This is a genomic window from Klebsiella variicola (genome assembly GCF_000828055.2).
GTDB lineage: Bacteria > Pseudomonadota > Gammaproteobacteria > Enterobacterales > Enterobacteriaceae > Klebsiella > Klebsiella variicola.
The window spans coordinates 5,321,487-5,339,104 of record NZ_CP010523.2 but is presented as its reverse complement, the minus strand read 5'-3'; the positions used below and the strand labels follow the sequence as shown (position 1 = coordinate 5,339,104).

16 protein-coding genes and 4 tRNA genes are annotated in these 17,618 nt (G+C 56.9%); all 20 read left to right on the top strand.

Annotation, left to right across the window (positions count from 1 at the left end):
• The first annotated feature begins 133 nt into the window (after nt 1-133).
• Nucleotides 134-463, top strand: coding sequence for a thioredoxin TrxA (gene trxA / locus SP68_RS24930; RefSeq protein ID WP_040970761.1), 330 nt, complete (start codon nt 134-136; stop codon nt 461-463).
• A 144-nt stretch (nt 464-607) separates the two neighbouring features.
• Nucleotides 608-709 carry a rho operon leader peptide gene (locus SP68_RS29165; RefSeq protein WP_049245627.1) on the top strand — a complete coding sequence of 34 codons (102 nt, stop codon included), beginning with the start codon at nt 608-610 and terminating at the stop codon, nt 707-709.
• 86 nt (nt 710-795) lie between these two features.
• Nucleotides 796-2,055 (top strand): transcription termination factor Rho, encoded by a 1,260-nt coding sequence (gene rho / locus SP68_RS24925; RefSeq protein WP_002883293.1) that lies wholly within the window; start codon nt 796-798, stop codon nt 2,053-2,055.
• A gap of 240 nt (nt 2,056-2,295) precedes the next feature.
• Nucleotides 2,296-3,399: a UDP-N-acetylglucosamine--undecaprenyl-phosphate N-acetylglucosaminephosphotransferase gene (gene wecA / locus SP68_RS24920; RefSeq protein ID WP_004886849.1), complete on the top strand. Its 1,104-nt coding sequence runs from the start codon at nt 2,296-2,298 to the stop codon at nt 3,397-3,399.
• Between the two features lie 13 nt (nt 3,400-3,412).
• Nucleotides 3,413-4,459 (top strand): ECA polysaccharide chain length modulation protein, encoded by a 1,047-nt coding sequence (wzzE, locus tag SP68_RS24915; RefSeq protein ID WP_002883296.1) that lies wholly within the window; start codon nt 3,413-3,415, stop codon nt 4,457-4,459.
• A 56-nt stretch (nt 4,460-4,515) separates the two neighbouring features.
• Nucleotides 4,516-5,646, top strand: a complete 1,131-nt coding sequence (wecB, locus tag SP68_RS24910; protein WP_008807966.1) for a non-hydrolyzing UDP-N-acetylglucosamine 2-epimerase — start codon at nt 4,516-4,518, stop codon at nt 5,644-5,646.
• On the top strand, nt 5,643-6,905 hold the full coding sequence (gene wecC / locus SP68_RS24905) for a UDP-N-acetyl-D-mannosamine dehydrogenase (protein ID WP_008807965.1): 1,263 nt from the start codon (nt 5,643-5,645) through the stop codon (nt 6,903-6,905). Before wecB ends, wecC begins: the two co-directional genes overlap by 4 nt.
• Nucleotides 6,902-7,969 carry a dTDP-glucose 4,6-dehydratase gene (rffG, locus tag SP68_RS24900; RefSeq protein WP_040970780.1) on the top strand — a complete coding sequence of 356 codons (1,068 nt, stop codon included), beginning with the start codon at nt 6,902-6,904 and terminating at the stop codon, nt 7,967-7,969. Before wecC ends, rffG begins: the two co-directional genes overlap by 4 nt.
• Nucleotides 7,970-7,987: 18 nt before the next feature.
• A complete protein-coding gene (rfbA, locus tag SP68_RS24895) occupies nt 7,988-8,869 on the top strand; it encodes a glucose-1-phosphate thymidylyltransferase RfbA (RefSeq protein ID WP_002883307.1) in 882 nt (293 codons plus the stop codon).
• On the top strand, nt 8,847-9,521 hold the full coding sequence (rffC, locus tag SP68_RS24890; RefSeq protein ID WP_032734011.1) for a dTDP-4-amino-4,6-dideoxy-D-galactose acyltransferase: 675 nt from the start codon (nt 8,847-8,849) through the stop codon (nt 9,519-9,521). The genes rfbA and rffC overlap by 23 nt, the downstream gene beginning before the upstream one ends.
• A 4-nt stretch (nt 9,522-9,525) precedes the next feature.
• Nucleotides 9,526-10,656, top strand: a complete 1,131-nt coding sequence (rffA, locus tag SP68_RS24885; protein ID WP_012543244.1) for a dTDP-4-amino-4,6-dideoxygalactose transaminase — start codon at nt 9,526-9,528, stop codon at nt 10,654-10,656.
• 1 nt (nt 10,657) lies between these two features.
• On the top strand, nt 10,658-11,908 hold the full coding sequence (wzxE, locus tag SP68_RS24880) for a lipid III flippase WzxE (RefSeq protein ID WP_008807961.1): 1,251 nt from the start codon (nt 10,658-10,660) through the stop codon (nt 11,906-11,908).
• A complete protein-coding gene (locus SP68_RS24875) occupies nt 11,905-12,981 on the top strand; it encodes a TDP-N-acetylfucosamine:lipid II N-acetylfucosaminyltransferase (protein ID WP_040970784.1) in 1,077 nt (358 codons plus the stop codon). Before wzxE ends, SP68_RS24875 begins: the two co-directional genes overlap by 4 nt.
• Nucleotides 12,978-14,324, top strand: coding sequence for an ECA oligosaccharide polymerase (wzyE, locus tag SP68_RS24870; protein WP_004886822.1), 1,347 nt, complete (start codon nt 12,978-12,980; stop codon nt 14,322-14,324). The genes SP68_RS24875 and wzyE overlap by 4 nt, the downstream gene beginning before the upstream one ends.
• An 11-nt stretch (nt 14,325-14,335) precedes the next feature.
• Nucleotides 14,336-15,076: a lipopolysaccharide N-acetylmannosaminouronosyltransferase gene (gene wecG, locus SP68_RS24865; RefSeq protein ID WP_012969197.1), complete on the top strand. Its 741-nt coding sequence runs from the start codon at nt 14,336-14,338 to the stop codon at nt 15,074-15,076.
• A gap of 205 nt (nt 15,077-15,281) precedes the next feature.
• The gene (gene thrP, locus SP68_RS24860) at nt 15,282-16,667 is read left to right on the top strand and encodes a bifunctional threonine/serine APC transporter ThrP (RefSeq protein WP_012969196.1); all 1,386 of its coding nucleotides are present in this window, start codon (nt 15,282-15,284) and stop codon (nt 16,665-16,667) included.
• A gap of 102 nt (nt 16,668-16,769) precedes the next feature.
• Nucleotides 16,770-16,846 (top strand) — tRNA-Arg (locus SP68_RS24855).
• A gap of 55 nt (nt 16,847-16,901) precedes the next feature.
• Nucleotides 16,902-16,977: transfer RNA gene (locus tag SP68_RS24850), tRNA-His, on the top strand.
• 23 nt (nt 16,978-17,000) lie between these two features.
• Nucleotides 17,001-17,087, top strand: a tRNA-Leu gene (locus tag SP68_RS24845).
• Between the two features lie 42 nt (nt 17,088-17,129).
• Nucleotides 17,130-17,206: transfer RNA gene (locus SP68_RS24840), tRNA-Pro, on the top strand.
• Nucleotides 17,207-17,618 lie beyond the last annotated feature (412 nt).

The window sequence follows — 17,618 nt, the reverse complement described above, 5'->3', positions numbered from 1 at the left end:
TCCATGATGGATTGCGCCAGTTGGCAGCCCAGAGAATTGAGGTATCCTGAAGAATAGCGTGCATAACGTAGCCGCAGCACGTCGTTGATGGCTACGACACCAACACACCAGGCTTATTCCTGTGGAGTTAAATATGAGCGATAAAATTATTCACCTGACTGACGACAGTTTTGACTCGGACGTACTCAAGGCTGACGGGCTGACCCTCGTCGATTTCTGGGCAGAGTGGTGTGGTCCGTGCAAAATGATCGCCCCGATTCTGGATGAGATCGCTGAAGAGTATCAGGGCAAACTGACCGTAGCTAAGCTGAACATCGACCAGAACCCGGGCACCGCGCCGAAATACGGCATTCGCGGTATCCCAACCCTGCTGCTGTTCAAAAACGGCGAAGTGGCGGCCACTAAAGTTGGCGCACTGTCCAAGGGTCAGCTGAAAGAGTTCCTCGACGCCAACCTGGCGTAAGCGAATTGCTGGTCCGGCGTCCAGATTCCTATTTTTTGCGGAACTCTGGACGCCCGGCAGGAGTCGTGCTAAGTTAATCCACAGACTTCGTTTTAAACATACCTATTGTTTGAATCTTGTTTTACCCAAAGCGTCCCGCAGACGATGCGCGTGAGGCTAATAATTCCGGGCTTATCACTCATTCCGTCTTGTCGTTTCAGTTCTGCGTTCTTTCCTGTGACCAGGCAACGTACAGACACGAGATGAAGCCGCTAACAGGCATGGATGTTCCTGCCATACCATTCACAACATTAAGTTCGAGATTTACCCCGAGTTTAAGAACCCACACCACTATGAATCTTACCGAATTAAAGAATACGCCGGTTTCTGAGCTGATTACTCTCGGCGAAAATATGGGGCTGGAAAACCTGGCTCGTATGCGTAAGCAGGATATTATTTTTGCCATCCTCAAGCAGCATTCGAAGAGTGGCGAAGATATCTTTGGCGACGGCGTACTGGAGATACTGCAGGATGGATTTGGATTCCTCCGCTCCGCAGACAGCTCCTACCTCGCCGGCCCTGACGACATCTACGTATCCCCCAGCCAAATCCGCCGTTTCAACCTTCGCACTGGTGACACCATTTCCGGTAAGATTCGTCCTCCGAAAGAGGGTGAGCGTTACTTTGCACTGTTGAAAGTTAACGAAGTTAACTACGACAAGCCGGAAAACGCGCGTAACAAGATCCTGTTCGAGAACTTAACGCCGCTGCACGCGAATTCTCGCCTGCGTATGGAACGTGGTAACGGTTCTACCGAAGACTTAACCGCTCGCGTACTGGATCTGGCCTCCCCGATTGGCCGCGGCCAGCGTGGTCTGATTGTCGCGCCGCCGAAAGCCGGTAAAACGATGCTGCTGCAGAACATCGCGCAGAGCATCGCTTACAACCACCCGGACTGCGTGCTGATGGTGCTGCTGATCGACGAACGTCCAGAAGAAGTGACCGAGATGCAGCGTCTGGTGAAAGGTGAAGTGGTTGCTTCCACCTTTGACGAGCCGGCATCCCGCCACGTGCAGGTTGCCGAGATGGTTATCGAGAAAGCAAAACGTCTGGTTGAACACAAGAAAGACGTTATCATCCTGCTCGACTCCATTACTCGTCTGGCGCGAGCCTACAACACCGTGGTACCGGCTTCTGGTAAAGTCCTGACAGGTGGTGTGGACGCCAACGCCCTGCACCGTCCGAAGCGTTTCTTCGGTGCGGCACGTAACGTCGAAGAGGGCGGCAGCCTGACCATCATCGCCACGGCGCTGATTGACACCGGCTCCAAAATGGACGAAGTGATCTACGAAGAGTTTAAAGGCACCGGTAACATGGAGCTGCACCTCTCTCGTAAGATTGCCGAAAAACGCGTCTTCCCGGCTATCGATTACAACCGTTCCGGTACCCGTAAAGAAGAACTGCTCACCACTCAGGAAGAGCTGCAGAAAATGTGGATCCTGCGCAAAATTATTCATCCGATGGGTGAGATCGATGCAATGGAATTCCTCATTAACAAGCTGGCGATGACCAAGACGAATGATGACTTCTTCGATATGATGAAGCGCTCGTAAGGTAAAAAAAGCCAAAAACGCCACGCCTTTGCGTGGCGTTTTCATTTTTGGGTTTGTATGATCCAGAGACAGAGAAAGCGGGACGAAAGTTGTCGTATAATGGCGCCGGATAGCAGGCGGAGACAGCTTTAACAGACTAAAATCTATACAATAAATTTGTAATGTTCTGCTTTTCCCCTTCTGGAGTTGGGGCATCATCGCTATACTTCCCGGATTAACTATGCTGAGAGCACATGCGTTGTGAATTTACTCACTGCTATTACTGAATTAATCAGTATTTTCTTATTCACGACCCTCTTTATTTTTGTCGCGCGGAAAGTGGCAAAAAAGATCGGGTTGGTGGATAAACCAAACTATCGCAAACGGCATCAGGGGTTGATTCCGTTGGTCGGTGGTATCTCAGTTTATGCAGGCATCTGTTTTACTTTCGCCATCGCCGATTATTATATTCCTCACGCCTCGCTGTATCTGGCCTGCGCGGGGGTATTGGTGCTGGTTGGCGCGCTTGACGATCGCTTCGATATCAGCGTGAAAATTCGCGCAGTCATACAGGCTGCGATCGCCGTGATTATGATGATGGCAGGGAATCTGCATCTGAGTAGTCTCGGCTTTATTTTTGGCTCGTGGGAGCTGGTGCTGGGGCCTTTCGGCTTCTTCCTGACGCTGTTTGCCGTGTGGGCCGCCATCAATGCGTTTAACATGGTCGACGGGATCGACGGCCTGCTCGGCGGTCTGTCATCGGTCTCCTTTGCGGCGACTGGGATCATCCTCTGGTTTGATGGTCAGTACAGCCTGGCGATGTGGTGTTTCGCGATGATCGCCGCCATTCTGCCCTATATTCTTCTCAATCTTGGCGCCCTCGGCCGCCGCTATAAAGTCTTTATGGGTGACGCCGGCAGCACGATGATTGGCTTCACCATTATCTGGATCCTGCTGGAAACCACGCAAGGTAAAACACATCCCATTAGCCCGGTGACCGCGCTGTGGATTATCGCTATCCCGTTGATGGACATGGTGGCGATTATGTATCGCCGCCTGCGCAAAGGCATGAGTCCTTTCTCTCCGGACCGTCAGCATATTCATCATTTGATCATGCGCGCCGGCTTTACTTCCCGTCAGGCGTTCGTCCTGATTACCCTGGCCGCCGCCCTGCTGGCGCTGGTTGGCGTCGCGGCGGAATACACCCGCATTGTGCCGGAATGGGTGATGTTAATTCTCTTTTTGGTAGCCTTCTTCCTTTATGGCTACTGTATTAAGCGCGCCTGGAAAGTGGCGCGCCTGGTTAAGCGCATCAGACGCAGAATTCGGCGACACAGCGGCAATAATCCGAAACTAACCAAGTAAAGCTGGGGATGTGATGACTCAACCATTACCGGGAGCACAAGCAGTGAACGTTGAGAACGAGCTGGATATTCGCGGGCTGTTTCGCGCTTTATGGGCAGGAAAAGGCTGGATAGTCGGCGGCGCCGTACTCTTCGCCGCCATCGTGCTGGTATATACCTTTTTTGCTCGCCAGGAGTGGAGCGCCACGGCGATCACCGATCGGCCTACTGTCAATATGTTGGGGGGGTACTATTCCCAGCAGCAGTTCTTACGCAATCTGGACATTAAAGCCGACCTTGCCTCGGTCGATCAGCCTTCCGCCATGGATGAAGCGTATAAAGAGTTCATCATGCAGCTGGCCTCCTGGGATACCCGGCGCGATTTCTGGCTACAAACGGACTACTACAAGCAGCGTCAGTCGGGTAATGCCCGCGCGGATGCGGCGATGCTGGATGACCTGATTAACAATATCCAGTTTATGCCAGGCGATGCGGCCAAGAGCATTAACGACAGCGTCAAACTGACCGCCGAGACCGGGCAGGATGCCAATAATCTGTTGCGTCAGTATGTGGCTTTCGCCAGCCAGCGGGCGGCAGGCCATCTTAATGACGAACTCAAAGGCGCCTGGGCGGCGCGGACCGTGCAAATGAAAGCGCAGGTGAAGCGCCAGGAAGAGGTGGCCGAGGCCATCTTCAACCGTCGGACGCATAGTGTGGAGCAGGCGCTGAAGGTGGCCCAGCAGCACAATATTTCACGCAGCGAAACGGATGTTCCTGCCGATCAGTTGCCGGATTCAGAGCTATTTTTATTGGGCAGGCCGATGCTGCAGGCCAGGCTGGAAAACCTGCAGGCCGTCGGGCCGGAATATGACCTCGATTACGACCAGAACCGCGCCATGCTGAGCACGTTGAACGTCGGTCCAACGTTAGATCCGCGTTTTCAGACTTACCGGTATTTGCGGACGCCGGAAGAACCTGTAAAACGCGATAGCCCGCGCCGTGTATTTCTGATGGTGATGTGGGGGATTGTGGGTGCGCTCATCGGCGCAGGCGTGGCGTTATCACGTCGTCGTGTCCTGTGATTGCGGCCTGTGGTGAAGGGCAGATGACCTTCATCGCCTAATCGAAGAGAATCGATGTGAAAGTACTAACTGTATTTGGCACGAGGCCGGAAGCCATCAAGATGGCGCCTCTGGTCCATGCGCTGGCAAAGGATCCTCATTTTGAGGCGAAAGTATGCGTGACCGCGCAGCATCGGGAGATGCTCGATCAGGTGTTGAAACTTTTCTCTATTGTCCCGGACTACGATCTCAACATCATGAAGCCGGGGCAGGGGCTGACCGAGATCACCTGTCGCATCCTTGAGGGGCTGAAGCCGGTGCTGGAGTCGTTTAAACCCGACGTGGTGCTGGTGCATGGCGATACCACGACCACCATGGCGGCGAGCCTGGCGGCGTTTTATCAGCGGATACCGGTGGGCCACGTAGAGGCCGGCCTGCGCACTGGCGATTTAAGTTCGCCGTGGCCGGAAGAAGGCAACCGTACGTTGACCGGCCATCTGGCGACATACCATTTCGCCCCCACGGAAACCTCGCGGCAGAACCTGCTACGGGAAAATATTGCCGACAGTCGCATCACGGTCACCGGGAATACGGTCATTGACGCCCTGTTCTGGGTGCGGGATCGGGTTCTGGGTGATGAAGCGCTACGGGAGACCCTGCTGCAGCGCTATCCTTTCATTAGCCACGGTAAAAAGATGATTCTGGTTACCGGCCACCGGCGGGAAAGCTTTGGGCTCGGCTTTGAACAGATCTGCCAGGCGCTGGCGGAGATAGCCCATACCCACCCTGAGGTGCAGATTGTCTATCCGGTTCACCTGAATCCTAACGTCAGCGAGCCGGTGAATCGTATTCTAGGTCATATTGACAATGTGATGTTGATTGAACCGCAGGACTACCTGCCGTTCGTCTGGCTGATGGATCGGGCCTGGCTGATCCTGACCGATTCCGGCGGCATTCAGGAAGAGGCCCCTTCTCTCGGGAAACCGGTACTGGTCATGCGCGATATGACCGAACGTCCGGAAGCGGTGGCCGCTGGCACCGTGTGCCTGGTCGGCACCGACAGCCAGCGCATCGTGGCGGAAGTCACGCGACTGCTGCAGGATGATGCCGCATACCAGGCGATGAGCCGCGCGCATAATCCCTATGGCGATGGTGAAGCATGTCGTCGAATTTTGTCTGCACTTAAAAATAATCAGGTAACGTTATGAGTTTTTCTACCATTTCAGTGATTGGCCTTGGCTATATCGGGCTGCCAACCGCTGCCGCGTTCGCCTCCCGGCAGAAGCGGGTGGTCGGCGTTGATGTTAATCAACATGCCGTGGAGACCATTAACCGTGGAGAGATTCATATCGTGGAGCCGGATCTGGCGAGCGTGGTGAAGACCGCGGTCGAACAGGGTTATTTAAGCGCCACCACCACCCCGGTGGAGGCGGATGCCTACCTGATTGCCGTGCCGACGCCGTTTAAAGATCGCCACGAGCCGGATATGGTGTTTGTCGAGTCGGCCGCTAAATCCATTGCGCCGACGTTAAAGAAAGGGTCACTGGTGATCCTGGAGTCCACCTCGCCGGTGGGTTCGACTGAGCAGATGGCCGGCTGGCTGGCGGAGATGCGCCCGGATCTCAGCTTCCCTCAGCAGGCGGGCGACGCCGCTGACGTGAATATCGCCTACTGCCCGGAGCGGGTATTGCCCGGTCAGGTGATGGTCGAGCTGATTAAAAACGATCGCGTTATCGGCGGCATGTCGCCGGTCTGCTCGGCGCGCGCCAGCGAGCTGTATAAAATCTTCCTCGAAGGCGAATGCGTGGTGACCAACTCGCGCACCGCCGAGATGTGTAAGCTGACGGAAAACAGCTTCCGCGACGTCAACATCGCCTTTGCCAACGAACTGTCGCTGATTTGCGCCGACCAGGGCATTAACGTCTGGGAGCTGATCCGCCTGGCAAACCGCCATCCGCGCGTCAATATCCTGCAGCCGGGCCCGGGCGTCGGCGGCCACTGCATCGCCGTCGACCCGTGGTTTATCGTGGCGCAAAACCCGCAGCAGGCGCGTCTGATCCGCACCGCTCGCGAGGTCAACGACCATAAGCCGGAATGGGTTATCGAACAGGTGAAAGCGCAGGTCGCGGACTGCCTGAATGCCACCAACAAACGGGCCAGCGAACTGACGATCGCCTGTTTTGGCCTCGCTTTTAAACCGAATATTGACGACCTGCGCGAAAGCCCGGCGATGGAAATTGCCGCGCAGATTGCCCGCTGGCACAGCGGCACGACGCAGGTGGTTGAGCCCAACATTCACGCGCTGCCGAAGAAACTCGATGGACTGTGTACGCTGGCGACCCTCGATGCGGCGCTGGCCAGCGCCGATGTGCTGGTGATGCTGGTCGATCATAATGAATTTAAAGCCGTTAGCGGCGATAGCGTCACCCAGGCGTATATCATCGACACCAAAGGAGTGTGGCGGTGAGAACCATTCTGGTCACCGGCGGCGCGGGCTTTATTGGTTCGGCGGTGGTGCGGGAGATTATCCAGCACACCGCCGATCGCGTAGTGGTGGTGGATAAACTGACCTATGCCGGCAATTTAATGTCGCTGGCGCCAGTGGCGCAGGATGCGCGTTTCGCCTTTGAACAGGTGGATATCTGCGACCGCGGCGAGCTGGACCGTATTTTCCGTCAGCATCAACCCGATACGGTGATGCACCTGGCGGCGGAAAGCCACGTCGATCGTTCGATTGACGGCCCGGCGGCGTTTATCGAAACCAATATCGTAGGCACCTATACGCTACTGGAGGCGGCCCGCAGCTGGTGGAATACCCTGGCCACGGAGAAAAAATCGGCGTTCCGTTTTCACCATATCTCGACCGACGAAGTGTATGGCGATCTGCACGGCAGCGAGGATTTCTTTACCGAGACCACGCCCTATGCGCCAAGCAGCCCCTATTCGGCCTCGAAAGCCAGCAGCGACCACCTGGTGCGCGCCTGGCTGCGGACCTATGGCCTGCCGACGCTTATCACCAATTGCTCCAATAACTACGGCCCGTATCACTTCCCCGAGAAGCTGATCCCGCTGACGATCCTCAATGCGCTGGCGGGCAAGCCGCTGCCGGTGTATGGCAATGGGCAGCAGATCCGCGACTGGCTGTACGTGGAAGATCACGCCAGAGCGCTGTATCTGGTGGCGACCCGCGGCGAACCGGGCGAAACTTACAATATCGGCGGTCATAACGAACGTAAAAATATCGAGGTGGTGGAAACCATTTGTCAGCTGCTGGAAGAGCTGGCGCCGCATAAACCGCAAAGCGTGGCGCACTATCGCGATCTGATCACCTTCGTAGCCGATCGTCCTGGCCACGATCTGCGCTATGCCATTGATGCCTCGAAGATTGCCCGCGAGCTGGGCTGGACGCCGGCAGAGACCTTTACTTCCGGTATGCGTAAGACCGTGGCGTGGTATCTGGCGAACGAGAGCTGGTGGCGCCAGGTTCAGGATGGAAGCTATCAGGGCGAGCGTCTTGGGCTGCAAGGCTAATCATCTCTGGGGGGAATGATGAAAGGTATTATTCTGGCGGGCGGTTCCGGAACGCGACTGCATCCCATCACCCGCGGCGTATCGAAGCAGTTGTTGCCGATCTACGACAAGCCGATGATCTACTACCCGCTGTCGGTATTAATGCTGGCCGGGATACGTGAGATCCTGATCATCACCACGCCGGACGACCTACGTGATTTCCAGCGCCTGCTCGGCGATGGCTCAGAGTTTGGCATTGCGCTGCACTATGCCGTACAGCCGACGCCGGATGGTTTAGCCCAGGCGTTTATCATCGGCGAAGCCTTTCTTAACGGCGAACCGGCATGTCTGGTGCTAGGCGACAATATTTTCTTCGGCCAGAGCTTTAGCCCGAAGCTGCGCAGCGTGGCTGCCCGCACGGAAGGGGCGACGATTTTTGGCTATCAGGTGATGGATCCTGAGCGCTTTGGCGTGGTGGAGTTTGATGACAACTTCCGCGCGCTGTCGCTGGAAGAGAAGCCGAAGCAGCCGAAGTCGAACTGGGCGGTCACCGGTCTCTATTTCTACGATGGCAAGGTGACGGAGTATGCCAAACGGGTCAAGCCGTCCGAGCGCGGCGAGCTGGAAATCACCTCCATCAACCAGATGTACCTTGAGGATGGCGCATTGACCGTCGAGCTCCTCGGGCGCGGTTTTGCCTGGCTGGACACCGGCACGCACGATAGCCTGATCGAGGCCAGCATGTTCGTGCAGACCGTCGAGAAGCGCCAGGGCTTTAAAATCGCCTGTCTGGAAGAGATCGGCTGGCGTAACGGCTGGCTGGACGATGATGGCGTCAAACGCGCCGCGAAGCGGCTGGAAAAAACCGGCTACGGCCAATACCTGCTGGATCTGCTCCGTGCCCGTCCGCGCCAGTATTGATCCCCTGGAGTGGGAGAACCGCTTCTTTGCTGTTAACAGCGCCATCGTTCACTTTGATGAACGTGCGCCGCGGCTGACGCCTGAGGCGCTGGCGGGGTGGTCGCGGGTGCAGGCGAAGGTGGCCGCCAGCGACACCGTCCGGCTGGACGCGCTACAGCAGCTGGGTTTTCAGCTGGTGGAAGGCGAAGTCGATCTGGCGCTACCGGTGGGCAACCCTGCTGATGCGGGCGCCGACGTTGCCGTGGAAGCGGATATTGCGCCGCTGCGCGAGCTGGCGGCGCAGGCCTTTGCCATGAGCCGCTTTCGCGCGCCCTGGTACGCCGCCGATGCCAGCGGCCGCTTCTATGCCCAGTGGATTGAAAATGCGGTGCGTGGCACCTTCGATCATCAATGTCTGATTTACCGCCATCCTGAGGGGGATATCCGCGCCTTTGTCTCCCTGCGGCAGATCACTGCGACCGAAGCGCGTATCGGCCTGCTGGCCGGGCGCGGCGCGGGGGCGCAACTGATGCAGGCGGCGCAGCACTGGGCTGCCTCGCGCGGACTTTCTACACTGCGGGTGGCGACCCAGATGGGCAACACCGCCGCGCTTAAACGTTATATTCTCAGCGGTGCTAACGTGGAAAGCACCGCCTACTGGCTATACAGGTGACCCCATGATCCCATTTAACGCGCCGCCGGTGGTTGGAACCGAGCTTGATTACATGCAGTCTGCGATGAACAGCGGCAAGCTGTGCGGCGACGGCGGTTTTACGCGCCGCTGCCAGCAGTGGATGGAGCAGCGATTTGGCACGGCAAAAGCGCTGCTGACGCCTTCCTGCACGGCTTCGCTGGAGATGGCCGCGCTGCTGCTGGATATCCAGCCGGGCGACGAAGTGATTATGCCCAGCTATACCTTTGTCTCTACCGCCAACGCCTTTGTGCTGCGTGGGGCGAAAATCGTCTTCGTTGATATCCGCCGCGATACGATGAATATCGATGAAACGCTTATCGAAGCCGCCATCACCGATAAAACCCGGGCGATTGTCCCGGTGCACTATGCCGGCGTAGCCTGCGAGATGGACACCATCATGGCCATTGCCGACAAATACAACCTGTTTGTGGTGGAAGACGCCGCGCAGGGGGTGATGTCTACCTATAAGGGGCGTGCGCTGGGCACCATCGGCCATATCGGCTGCTTCAGCTTCCATGAAACCAAAAACTACACCGCCGGCGGTGAGGGCGGGGCGACGCTTATCAACGATCGCACACTGGTGGAACGCGCGGAGATCATTCGTGAAAAAGGTACCAACCGCAGCCAGTTCTTTCGCGGTCTGGTGGATAAATATACCTGGCGCGATATTGGCTCCAGCTATCTGATGTCCGACCTGCAGGCCGCCTATCTGTGGGCGCAGCTGGAAGCGGCGGAGCGGATCAACCAGCAGCGCCTGGCGCTGTGGCAGAACTATCACGATGCGCTGCTGCCGCTGGCGCGCGCGGGGCGTATCGAACTGCCGACGGTTCCGGCCGACTGTGGGCAAAATGCGCACATGTTCTACATTAAGCTGCGTGATATCGAGGATCGCAGCAGGCTGATCGCCTGGCTGAAAGAGGCGGAGATCCTCGCGGTATTCCATTATATTCCGTTGCACAGCTGCCCGGCCGGAGAACACTTCGGCGAGTTCCACGGTGAAGACCGCTACACCACCCAGGAGAGCGAGCGCCTGGTACGCCTGCCGCTGTTTTACAATCTCTCTCTGGTGAACCAGCGGACGGTGATTAACTCGCTGCTGAGCTATTTCTCCTGATATGTCGTTAGCAAAAGCCTCACTGTGGACGGCGGCATCGACGCTGGTCAAAATCGGCGCCGGTCTGCTGGTCGTCAAGCTGCTGGCCGTCTCGTTTGGGCCGGCGGGCGTTGGCCAGGCCGGTAACTTCCGGCAGCTGGTCACCGTGCTCGGCGTGCTGGCGGGTGCCGGGATATTTAACGGCGTCACGAAGCTGGTGGCTCAGCATCACGACGATCCCCCACGTCTGAAACAGGTGGTGGGTACCTCGTCGGCTATGGTGCTTGGTTTTTCCACGCTGCTGGCGCTGGTGTTTTTACTGGCGGCGGCGCCGATAAGCCAGGGGCTGTTCGGCCATACGCACTATCAGGGGCTGGTACGCCTGGTGGCGCTGGTGCAGATGGGGATCGCCTGGGCGAACTTCCTGCTGGCGCTGATGAAAGGCTTTCGCGATGCGGCGGGTAACGCCTTCTCGCTGATTGCCGGGAGCCTGATTGGCGTCGCGGCCTATTATGCCTGTTACTACTTCGGGGGTTACCAGGGGGCGCTGTTGGGGTTGGCGTTAGTGCCGGCGCTGGTGGTGATCCCGGCGGGCATCATGCTCTGGCGGCGGGGTAATATACCGCTGAGCGCCCTGCGCCCGCGCTGGGATAACAGTCTGGCGGGACAGCTATCGAAATTTACCCTGATGGCGCTCATAACCTCGGTGACGCTGCCGGTGGCCTATGTGATGATGCGTAATCTGCTGGCGGCGCATTACGGCTGGGAGGCGGTCGGGATTTGGCAGGGGGTGAGCAGCATTTCCGATGCCTACCTGCAGTTTATTACCGCCTCGTTTAGCGTCTATCTGCTGCCGACGCTGTCGCGGCTGAGCGCCAAAACGGATATCACCCGCGAGATTGCCAAATCGCTGAAATTCGTTCTGCCGGCGGTGGCGGCGGCAAGCCTGACGGTCTGGCTACTGCGCGATTTTGCCATCTGGCTGCTGTTTTCCGATCGCTTTACCGCGATGCGTGACCTGTTCGCCTGGCAGCTGGTGGGCGACGTCTTAAAAGTCGGCGCCTATGTCTACGGCTATCTGGTGATCGCCAAAGCGTCGCTACGTTTTTATATTCTGACGGAAATCAGCCAGTTCACGCTGCTGACCGCATTCTCACACTGGCTTATTCCGGCGCACGGCGCAATTGGCGCGGCGCAGGCGTATATGGCCACGTATATTGTTTATTTCGCCCTCTGTAGTGGCGTGTTTTTACTCTGGCGTAAACGGGCATGACAGCACTGATACATGTACTGGGATCGGATATCCCGCACCATAACCAGACCGTACTGCGGTTCTTTAACGACGAACTGGCCGCCGACCCGCAGGCCCGGAGATTTTTGGTCGTCGGTGATGAGGCCAGCGTGCGTGATGGATATCCGGCACTGGACATCACCTGCTATCCAGGAAAAAAAGCGCTGGCGCAGGCAGTGATTGCCACCGCGAAAGCCAACCGCCAGCAGCGCTTTTTCTTCCACGGCCAGTTTAATACCGGGCTGTGGCTGGCGCTGTTGAGTGGCGGCATCCGCCCGTCACAGTTTAACTGGCATATCTGGGGGGCAGATCTGTATGAAAACTCTGCCAGCCTGAAGTTTCGCCTGTTCTATCCGCTACGCCGCATGGCGCAGGGGCGAGTAGGGCGCGTTTTCGCCACCCGCGGCGATCTCAGCTGGTTCGCTAACCGCCATCCGCGTGTGCCGGGCGAGCTGCTCTACTTCCCGACCCGTATGGATCCGGCGCTGAATACCCTGGCCGATAACGCCCCGCGCGGTGATACCCTGACTATTCTGGTCGGCAACTCCGGGGATCGCAGCAATGAACATATTGCCGCGCTGAAGGCTATCCATCAGCAGTTTGGCGATACGGTGAATGTCATCGTGCCGATGGGTTATCCGGCGAATAACGACGCCTATATCAACGAGGTGCGCGAGGCGGGGGCGGCGCTGTTTAGCCGTGCGCATCTGCAGATCCTCAGCGAGAAGCTTGAATTTAATGATTATCTGGCGCTGCTGCGCCGCTGCGATCTGGGCTATTTTCTGTTTGCCCGCCAGCAGGGGATCGGCACCCTGTGTCTGCTGATTCAGGCGGGCATCCCCTGCGTGCTCAATCGGGAAAACCCGTTCTGGCAGGATATGACCGAGCAGCATGTGCCGGTGCTGTTCACCAGCGACGCGCTGGACGTCAGCGTGGTGCGTGAAGCGCAGCGTCAGCTGGCGAGCGTGGATAAATCTACTATCGCCTTCTTCCGGCCGAACTATATGACGGGCTGGCAGCGGGCGCTACGGTTAGCGGCGGAGGGGCAGGCATGACGTTAATGCAATTTAGCGGGCTGCTGGTGGTCTGGCTGTTGTCGACCCTGTTTATCGCCACCGCCACCTGGTTTGAGTTCCGCCGGGTACGCTTCAACTTCAACGTCTTTTTCTCGTTGTTGTTTCTGCTGACCTTTTTCTTCGGCTTCCCGCTGACCAGTATTCTGGTGTTCCGCTTTGACGTCAGCGTAGCGCCGCCGGAGATTTTGCTGCAGACGCTGCTGATCGCGGTATGCTTCTACGCGATCTACTACGTGACCTATAAAACGCGGTTGCGCCCGGCCTCGCGCGAGGTTGCGCATCGCCCGCTGTTTACCATGAACCGGGTGGAAACCCATCTGGCGTGGGGCATACTGATGGGGCTGGCGCTGCTGTGCGTCGGCATCTTCTTCGCTCACAACGGCTTTCTGCTGTTTAAGCTCAACTCCTACAGCCAGATTTTTTCTGCTGAAGTGTCCGGCGTGGCGTTGAAGCGCTTCTTTTACTTCTTTATTCCGGCGATGCTGGTGGTTTATTTTCTGCGCCAGGATTATAAGGCGTGGATCTTCTTCCTCGTCAGCACCGTGGCCTTTGGTTTGCTGACCTACGCCATTGTCGGCGGGACCCGCGCCAATATCATCATCGCCTTCGCCATCTTTCTGTTCATCGGTATTATTCGCGGCTGGATCAGCTTGTGGATGCTGGCGGCGGCGGGCGTGCTGGGTATTGTCGGCATGTTCTGGCTGGCGCTGAAGCGCTACGGGATGAACGTCAGCGGCGATGAAGCGTTTTATACCTTCCTGTATCTCACGCGCGACACCTTCTCACCGTGGGAAAACCTGGCGCTGCTGCTGCAGAACTACGACAAGATCGATTTCCAGGGGCTGGCGCCGATGATCCGCGATTTCTACGTCTTCATCCCCAGCTGGATGTGGCACGGTCGTCCGACGATGGTGCTCAATACCGCCAACTACTTCACCTGGGAGGTGTTAAACAACCATTCGGGGCTGGCGATTTCGCCGACGCTGATTGGCTCGCTGGTGGTGATGGGCGGCGTCTGGTTTGTGCCGCTGGGCGCAGTGGCGGTAGGGTTGATTATTAAATGGTTCGACTGGCTGTATGAGCTGGGCAACCGGGAGAGCAATCGTTACAAAGCGGCTATCCTGCACAGTTTCTGTTTCGGCGCTATCTTCAACATGATAGTGCTGGCGCGCGAGGGTCTGGACTCGTTCGGCTCCCGCGTGGTGTTTTTCCTCGTGATCTTTGGTATCTGCTTGCTGGCGGCGAAATTGCTGTACTGGTTCCTGGATAGCGTGGGACTGATTCATAAGCGCGTAAAACCGCTTTCGCAACCGCAAGTCTGAGAAGGATAGACATGACTGGGACCATTTCCGCGCCGTTGTACCTGTTAAGAGGGCTGCAGCTCATAGGCTGGCGCGATATGCAGCACGCTCTGGATTATTTGTATGCCGACGGCGCGCTCCGGGAGGGGACGCTGGTGGCCATTAATGCTGAGAAAATGCTGGCCGTAGAAGATAACCCGGAGGTACGGGCGCTGATTGAGGCGGCGGAGTTTAAATATGCGGATGGCATCAGCGTGGTGCGTTCGCTGCGCAAAAAATACCCGCAGGCCCAGGTATCCCGCGTCGCCGGGGCCGATCTCTGGGAAGCGTTAATGCAGCGCGCTGGCGCTGAAGGGACACCGGTGTTTTTGGTTGGTGGTAAACCTGAGGTCCTGACGCAAACGGAGTCCAGGCTGCGTCAGCGCTGGCAGGTGAACATCGTCGGCAGCCAGGACGGTTATTTTACCCCTGAGCAGCGCCAGGCATTGTTCGAACGCATTCGCGACAGCGGGGCGAAAATCGTCACCGTCGCGATGGGGTCGCCGCGCCAGGAGATCTTCATGCGCGACTGCCGGCGCCTGTATCCGCACGCGCTGTATATGGGCGTCGGCGGCACTTACGATGTCTTCACTGGGCACGTCCATCGGGCGCCGAAGTTCTGGCAGGATCTGGGGCTGGAGTGGTTCTATCGCCTGCTTTTGCAGCCGAGCCGCATCAAGAGACAGTTCCGTCTGCTGCGCTATTTACGTTGGCATTATACCGGCAAGCTCTGATATTCCACTGCAACCAGGCGAGTTTGCATACATATTCTGTGTAATCTCTTCACTCGCCTGATACTTTATTTGCCATTTCCGCAAAATTAATTAACCATTCGCAGGCTTCATACGCGCGGGGGAGACCTGCGCGTCGGCAAGGCTATGGTTTCAGTTAATAACAATAACCGGGAGTACCCGGAATACGGCAAACACAAGAGGATATATGACTGAGAAAAAAGCGGAACTCCAGCGTGGACTGGAGGCCCGGCATATTGAACTGATCGCCCTTGGCGGGACGATTGGCGTGGGGTTGTTTATGGGGGCGGCCAGTACGTTGAAATGGGCCGGGCCTTCCGTGCTGCTGGCGTACATTATCGCTGGCCTGTTCGTCTTTTTCATTATGCGCTCAATGGGCGAAATGCTGTTCCTTGAGCCTGTCACTGGCTCCTTCGCGGTGTATGCGCATCGCTATATGAGCCCCTTCTTCGGCTACCTGACCGCGTGGTCCTACTGGTTTATGTGGATGGCGGTGGGGATCTCGGAGATTACCGCCATCGGGGTCTATGTGCAGTTCTGGTTCCCGGAGATGGCGCAGTGGATCCCGGCGTTAATTGCCGTGGGGCTGGTGGCGCTGGCGAACCTCGCGGCGGTCCGGCTGTACGGTGAAATCGAGTTCTGGTTCGCCATGATTAAAGTCACCACCATTATCGTGATGATCGTCGTCGGGCTGGGCGTCATTTTCTTCGGCTTTGGCAACGGCGGCCACTCCATTGGTTTTGGTAATCTCACCGAACATGGCGGTTTCTTCGCCGGCGGCTGGAAGGGCTTCCTGACGGCGCTGTGTATCGTGGTCGCGTCCTATCAGGGGGTGGAGCTCATCGGCATTACCGCAGGTGAAGCGAAAAATCCGCAGGTGACCCTGCGCAGCGCGGTGGGCAAAGTGCTGTGGCGGATCCTGATTTTCTACGTGGGCGCGATTTTCGTTATCGTCACCATCTTCCCGTGGGATCAAATCGGCTCCAACGGCAGCCCGTTCGTACTGACGTTTGCCAAAATCGGGATTACCGCGGCGGCGGGAATTATCAACTTCGTGGTGCTGACGGCGGCGCTTTCCGGCTGCAACAGCGGAATGTACAGCTGTGGACGTATGCTGTACGCCCTGGCGAAGAACCGCCAACTGCCGGCGGCGATCGGTAAGGTATCGCGCAACGGCGTTCCGGCCGTCGGCGTGGCGCTGTCGATTCTGATCCTGCTGGTGGGCTCCTGCCTGAATTACATCATTCCTAATCCGCAGCGGGTGTTTGTCTATGTCTACAGCGCCAGCGTGTTGCCAGGGATGGTGCCATGGTTTGTGATCCTGATCAGCCAGCTGCGTTTCCGTCGCGTGCATCGGGCGGCAATCGCCAGCCATCCGTTCCGTTCGCTGCTGTTTCCGTGGGCCAACTATTTCACCATGGCCTTCCTGATCTGTGTGCTGGTAGGGATGGGTCTGAATGATGAAACCCGGATGTCGCTGTTTGTCGGCATTATTTTCCTGGCCGCCGTCACCCTGATTTATAAGGTGTTTGGCCTCGGAAGACAGGGGCAAGTCAATAATACGGCTGAATAACCGTCAAAACGAACAAAGCATGAGCAAACGATAATTTTCTTTTAAAAGGCACTAGACAGCGGGGTAGGAAGTCCGTATTATCCGACCCCGCAACGGCGCTAAGCGCCCGTAGCTCAGCTGGATAGAGCGCTGCCCTCCGGAGGCAGAGGTCTCAGGTTCGAATCCTGTCGGGCGCACCATTAACCCGGTGCTGGAGCTGCGGTGGTTTTAATACCGCGTAAAAGGTTTGCAGTGGTGGCTATAGCTCAGTTGGTAGAGCCCTGGATTGTGATTCCAGTTGTCGTGGGTTCGAATCCCATTAGCCACCCCATTATTTGATAGAGTTGTGAATTTGCGAAGGTGGCGGAATTGGTAGACGCGCTAGCTTCAGGTGTTAGTGTTCTTACGGACGTGGGGGTTCAAGTCCCCCCCCTCGCACCACGACTTTAACGAATTGAACTAAAAATTCAAAAAGCAGTATTTCGGCGAGTAGCGCAGCTTGGTAGCGCAACTGGTTTGGGACCAGTGGGTCGGAGGTTCGAATCCTCTCTCGCCGACCAATTTTGAACCCCGCTTCGGCGGGGTTTTTTGTTTTCTGTCGCTGCCCGCCATTATTTATTCCCCTGATCTTGCTGATAAAAAAACGCCTCTCTGCTTGAGAATACGCGTCAGGAAAACTCTCAATTCATCACTGTGGTAGATGCAATTTCCCCGGATCCTGTGCGATAATAACCGGGTAGATGCTCATTCCATCTCTTATGTTCGCCTTCGTGCCTCATAAACTCCGGAATGATGCAGAGCCGTTCTTACGGTGCTTATCGTCCACTGACAGATGTCGCATTTATGCCTCATCAAACACCATGGACATTACGTTGAGTGAAGCACCCAATTTGTTGTCAAACAGACCTGTTTTAACGCCTGCCCTGATTTCAGCGCAGGCGTTTTTTTCTTTCAGGGATCCGTCAACGCGAA

Bases quoted from the DNA above. Each gene is read 5' to 3' on its own strand.
- trxA (WP_040970761.1), top strand. From the start codon at position 134: ATGAGCGATAAAATTATTCACCTGACTGACGACAGTTTTGACTCGGAC.
- SP68_RS29165 (WP_049245627.1), top strand. From the start codon at position 608: ATGCGCGTGAGGCTAATAATTCCGGGCTTATCACTCATTCCGTCTTGT.
- rho (WP_002883293.1), top strand. From the start codon at position 796: ATGAATCTTACCGAATTAAAGAATACGCCGGTTTCTGAGCTGATTACT.
- wzzE (WP_002883296.1), top strand. From the start codon at position 3,413: ATGACTCAACCATTACCGGGAGCACAAGCAGTGAACGTTGAGAACGAG.
- wecC (WP_008807965.1), top strand. From the start codon at position 5,643: ATGAGTTTTTCTACCATTTCAGTGATTGGCCTTGGCTATATCGGGCTG.
- rfbA (WP_002883307.1), top strand. From the start codon at position 7,988: ATGAAAGGTATTATTCTGGCGGGCGGTTCCGGAACGCGACTGCATCCC.
- rffA (WP_012543244.1), top strand. From the start codon at position 9,526: ATGATCCCATTTAACGCGCCGCCGGTGGTTGGAACCGAGCTTGATTAC.
- wzxE (WP_008807961.1), top strand. From the start codon at position 10,658: ATGTCGTTAGCAAAAGCCTCACTGTGGACGGCGGCATCGACGCTGGTC.
- SP68_RS24875 (WP_040970784.1), top strand. From the start codon at position 11,905: ATGACAGCACTGATACATGTACTGGGATCGGATATCCCGCACCATAAC.
- wzyE (WP_004886822.1), top strand. From the start codon at position 12,978: ATGACGTTAATGCAATTTAGCGGGCTGCTGGTGGTCTGGCTGTTGTCG.
- wecG (WP_012969197.1), top strand. From the start codon at position 14,336: ATGACTGGGACCATTTCCGCGCCGTTGTACCTGTTAAGAGGGCTGCAG.
- thrP (WP_012969196.1), top strand. From the start codon at position 15,282: ATGACTGAGAAAAAAGCGGAACTCCAGCGTGGACTGGAGGCCCGGCAT.